Source organism: Xanthomonas cannabis pv. cannabis (assembly GCF_000802365.1).
Taxonomy (GTDB): domain Bacteria; phylum Pseudomonadota; class Gammaproteobacteria; order Xanthomonadales; family Xanthomonadaceae; genus Xanthomonas; species Xanthomonas cannabis.
Genome location: NZ_JSZE01000182.1, coordinates 1 through 4,714, shown reverse-complemented (window position 1 = coordinate 4,714; position 4,714 = coordinate 1). Strand labels below are relative to the sequence as shown.

The window sequence follows — 4,714 nt, the reverse complement described above, 5'->3', positions numbered from 1 at the left end:
GCAAATCTGGGCGATGGGATCTTCCCGATGCAGTTGTTCGCCGCCGCGGGTGGCCGCTTCGGTGTGGGCTCCGATTCCAATGTGCTGATCGATGCCGCCGAGGAGCTGCGCCTGCTCGAATATGGCCAGCGGCTCAGCGTGCAGGCGCGCAACGTGCTGGCGCCCGCCGATGTGTCGAGCGGGCGCTGGTTGTACGAACAGGCCGGCAGGGGGGCGGCACAGGCACTGGGCAGTGTGGTGCACGGAATCCAGACAGGCGCCGCGGCCGATCTGGTGGAGCTGGAGACCTCGCACCCGGCCTTGCTCGCGCGTGACGACGACGCGCTGCTGGACAGCTGGGTGTTCGCCGCACGTGCGGGGGCGGTGCGCAGCGTCTGGCGCGCCGGGCGTGCGGTGGTGCGCGATGGTCGGCATATCGACCGCGCACGCATCGCTGCGCGGTTCGCACAGGTGTTGCGCACAGTGCTGGGCAACGGAGCCGATGCGCGCACAATGCAGGTCTGACCGGGAGACCTCCGCTTTGACCGCCACCCCCATCGCCGCGCCCGGCACCTTGCACCACCGCATCCGGCAGGATCTGGAGCAACGCATTCATAGCGGCGACTGGCCGCCCGGGCACCGCATCCCGCCCGAGCACGAACTGATGGCGCAGTACGGCTGCTCGCGTATGACCGTCAACAAGGTGCTCGGCCTGCTGGCCGACGCCGGCATGATCGAGCGTCGCCGCCGCACCGGCTCGTTCGTGGCGCGCCCGCATCCGCATCTGGAGCAGGTGGCGCTGTCGATCCCGGATATCGAAGTGGAGATGACCACCCGCGGACATCGCTACACGTTTTCGCTGTTGTCGCGGCGGCTGCGCAACGTGCGCCCGCGCGTGCCGCAGGAGCGCGCGCTGGGCAGCATCGGCAAGCTGCTCGCGCTGGACAGCCTGCATCTGGCCGATGGCAGCCCGTTTGCGCTGGAACAGCGGGTGATCGATGTCACCACCGTGCCCGAGGCCCTGGACCAGCCATTCACCACGCTCGCTCCCGGCAGCTGGCTGTTGCGCAACGTGCCATGGACGCGTGCCGAACACCGCATCAGCGCAGTCAGCGCCGATGCCGCGCAGGCACGCAGCCTGCAGGTGGACGAAGGCGCGGCCTGTCTGGTGATCGACCGCCACACCTGGCGTGGCGAGCAACCGGTGACCTATGTGCGCCAGCTGTTCCTGGGCGGCTCCTACGATCTGGTGGCGCGGTTTGCGCCGGGCATGCGCTGACGCTGTACAGGAGCCTCGCGCGCCCCTCCCGTGTAGGGCCTATCGCGTTGCAGAACGCAGTCGCTGCAACGCCGGTGTGCACGGCGGCTTCCAGAGCCCGGCTCCTGACCCAGTTGTCGTATCAATGGCGGGTCGCTGCACGCGCGATGACGGGAGGCGCGTCGCAGTCGCCCAGCTAAGCCCAGCGGGGATCAGTGTGAGATCGACTGGACTTGCGCGTGCCCACGTCCGGCGTCTCGATATATACCGGCGGGGTGGCAGACCATAGCGGTCCACCCGCATCAGATCGTGGTGCATTGTCGCCAGCGCACCGGCTCGTCCACGCCCGGTCGGGGGTTGAGCTGCACGCGCACCGTGCGCAGATAGGGGTAACGCTGCAGTTCGCGGCAGATCAGCGGCCATGCCGTGCTGTCGTCCACCGCACGATCCACCGCAAGCGTCGCCTGGGTGATCCAGATCCCGCGCACCAGGCCCGGCGTCTGCGCCAATGCCCTGGACACCTCGCGCCGATAGCTTTGCAGGGTCTCGGCATCCGGCTCAGCGCTGGTTGCCGTCGCGGCGCCGACTGGCGCTGCCGGCGCTGCGGGCTGTGCAGCGTTCATGGCGGCCGCAGCGGGAGGGCTCGGCGGCGTTGCGCTTACCCGCGAAGCCGCAGCGGGCGGTGCCGGGTGTGGCTCGAGCGGGCGCAGTGCCTGCACCGCCACCAGGGCAAGCGTGACCAGGGCGGCACCGGCAATGACGCTGTGGCGGAGCGCGCGCCGCCGCGCCAGGGTCACCACGCGGGTCTCCACATCGCCCGGCAGATAGCGTTTGAGCAAGGGCCACAGGCGCGTGCCGTCCAGCACTTCGATGGATTGCTTGTCTGCCGCAGCCAGGCCTTCGCGCTCCATGCGGCCTTCGGTCACCATCACCCCGCCGCCAGCGCCGGCCAGCCGTGCCATCGCCCCGAGTTCGTTCACCGCAGCCACGCCGATGCGATAGCCGCGGCCGTGCTTGCAGGCCACCAGGCGGGTGCCGTGATCGGTCTGCATCATGAAATCGGCGGTGGGCAGGCCATCCTGCGGCAGCTGGGTCGGTTGCCAGCCGCGTTGGTCCTGCAGCACCCGCAGCACCACCGCGGAAAAGTCGCGCCAGTGCAGGGCAGCCAGGGCACGGATGCCTTCGTCGGCTTCGTTGGCGCGACGCCGCACCAGCCAGAAGTAAGCGCACACCGCCAACCAGAGCAGCAGTGCAGCCACAAGCGCCAGGATCCAGGAAGGCATAAGCATCAAGCGAAGGGATGGCGCGTATTACGAGTCGATGTGCCTAGAAGAATCCTTCGTACCGGATTCGTCAATGGATCGCGGGCGGCGATGTCACGAGCCGTGACCCAGGCAACGAAAGACCCGCCAGTCCGAAGCCGTGAGGGGAGGGGAGCAAACGGACTTCGTGATACAGGACTGGCGGGTCGTTCCCGATTGTCTGTAAAACCATGCTGCTTTGCAACACGGTGACGGGGCGGCTATCGCATGGCCCCGGTGCGGTCCGGGGCGACCTGGCTGCGCAGGACGGCAACTGTCGACGGGCGCCGGTGCGACGCCCTGCATCCCGTGCACCAAGCCGACCCCTTCCCGCAGTTCACTCCCCGTCGAAAGCCGCCGTATTGCCGGTCTGCGAGGTGCCGGCGGTGGTGCCTGCACTGGTCGTCTCGCTGCTGGCAGCCTGCGCGGCCTGATTGGCCGTGCGGTTGGCCCGCTTGGTCGCGGCGGTATTGGCCCGCACCTGTGCCTTCAGCGATTCCACTTCACGCCGAAGTGTTTCCAGCTCTTCCTGCTCGGGGATGTTGAGCGTGCGCAGCACGCCCTTGACGCGCTCGTCGAAGGCCTTGCCCAACTTGTCCCAGCCGCGCACTGCGGTATCGCGTGCCTGCTCGAACTGGGTTTCCACTTCTTCGCGCAGCTCGTCCACGCCTTCGGCCGCCTTGCGCTGGCCGGTGCGCTCGTAGGCAGCGCCCTCGCGCACCAGCGAGTCGAACAATTTGCCGCCTTCGCTCTGCACGCGGCCCAGCGCGCCGAGTCCCGCCAGCCACACGGTCTGCGCCGATTCGCCGAGCCGGCGCGAGATCTGCTCTGCCTGGGCCTGGAAGCCCGACGCCGTGTGGTCGCGATTGCCGTTCTGGTCGTATCCGGTCGTCATGGAATGCTCCTGTCGGTTGCCAAAGTGACGTTGCGTTCACCCTAGTGCCGGTCCTGCATCGGGCAGGTGAAGCGCCACCCGATCAGGCCTGGCCCAAGCATCCGCCCATCGCATGCGGGGCGGGTGACTTGGCGCTGAAGCGGCAAACCTGCGCGCAGCGCTGGCTCAGGCGAGTTTTTCTGCCAGCAGGCGGCGGATTTCCGATTCCACCATCGGCTGCACGGCCGACAGCAGGAAGCCGAGCTCGGCCGTCACGTGTACCTGCTGCGGCAGCAAGGTGATCGCGCCATCCACACCCGCACGGGCGATGCGCAAGGTGTCGCCTTCCCAATGCGAGGCGACGCCGTAGCGATCGGTCAGCTTGCGCGCCGCCTCGTCGATCGCCGCGCGGGCCTGGGCCGGCGGCAGGGAATGGTCGTGGCGGATATCGATGCTGGACATGAGCTGCCTGGGTGAGACGAAAGTAGGCGCGCATTGTGCGCATGCGCGCGTCCGGCTCCAAGTGCGGCCGCTCGCGCCGCGCTCCAGGCGGCATCGTGGAGACATTTGCGTCGGTGCCGATGCGCGCATTTCCAGCGCGTAGGCCTCGTTGCACAACAGCCTGACGCCGCTCTCCGGCGGTGTGCAGAGTGCCGGGTTGGCCGCTGCTGGCGGCAAACCTGCTAGGCTGCGGCGGGTGCGCGACCTGCAAGTTCATTTCACCCACCGGCAGCAGCCGGATCATTCCCTCACGCCCGGCGTCCACCGGATCGTCCGTCATGCCTCCGGCAGCGTGCGGGTGGTCGCCGATGCGCAGGGTGCGCTGCTGTTGGCGCAGTTCTGCCTGGACCAGCGTGGCCTGTGGCTGCAGGTGGCCAATGGCATCCGCGGCATCCACGTCAACGGACGCCCGGTGCGGCGCATGGCCTTGCTGCGTCCCGGCGATGCGGTCTACGCCGACGGTGTGGAGATGCTGTTGCGCAGCGCGCCGTCGAGCGCGCCGGCCAACGATGCGCCGGAGGACAATGCCGGCCTGAGCGAAGTTTGCCTGCTGCTGCGCGGGCTGGGCGGGCGCCACCACGGACGCAGCTTCACCCTGGACCGCTCACGCCTGGTCGGCAGCGACCCGGCGTCGGACATCGTCATCGATGACCCGGCGTTCGCCGCCCAGCACGCGCGCCTGGAACGCCATGGCGACCGCGTGCTGATGCGCGACCTGGGGTCGGAAGAGGGCAGCTGGATCAATGGCGTGCAGGTGCGCGATGGTTGGTTGCAGGCCGGCGACCAGGTCGTGTTCGATGC

5 protein-coding genes and 1 pseudogene are annotated in these 4,714 nt (G+C 68.6%); 3 read left to right on the top strand and 3 right to left on the bottom strand.

Features of this window, described 5'->3' with window-relative positions; all coding sequences use genetic code 11:
- A pseudogene (locus OZ10_RS19665) lies at positions 1-504 on the top strand (formimidoylglutamate deiminase); the annotation flags it as partial.
- Positions 482-1,258 (top strand): histidine utilization transcriptional repressor HutC, encoded by a 777-nt coding sequence (gene hutC / locus OZ10_RS19660; protein WP_039412650.1) that lies wholly within the window; start codon positions 482-484, stop codon positions 1,256-1,258. The pseudogene OZ10_RS19665 and the gene hutC, both read left to right, overlap by 23 nt.
- Positions 1,259-1,539: 281 nt before the next feature.
- Here the strand turns inward: hutC and OZ10_RS19655 are convergent, their stop codons facing one another.
- The 3 genes from OZ10_RS19655 to OZ10_RS19645 form a co-directional block, all read right to left on the bottom strand.
- A complete protein-coding gene (locus OZ10_RS19655) occupies positions 1,540-2,526 on the bottom strand; it encodes a restriction endonuclease (RefSeq protein ID WP_039412649.1) in 987 nt (328 codons plus the stop codon).
- A gap of 349 nt (positions 2,527-2,875) precedes the next feature.
- A complete protein-coding gene (locus OZ10_RS19650; RefSeq protein ID WP_039412647.1) occupies positions 2,876-3,433 on the bottom strand; it encodes a phasin family protein in 558 nt (185 codons plus the stop codon).
- 165 nt (positions 3,434-3,598) lie between these two features.
- Entirely contained in the window at positions 3,599-3,874 is a 276-nt protein-coding gene (locus OZ10_RS19645) for a polyhydroxyalkanoic acid system family protein (protein WP_039412646.1), read from the bottom strand.
- Positions 3,875-4,109: 235 nt separating this feature from the next.
- On the opposite strand from OZ10_RS19645, the gene OZ10_RS19640 reads away from it, so the two are divergent.
- The coding region (locus OZ10_RS19640) for an FHA domain-containing protein (RefSeq protein ID WP_039566741.1) at positions 4,110-4,714 on the top strand (605 nt) is incomplete at its 3' end.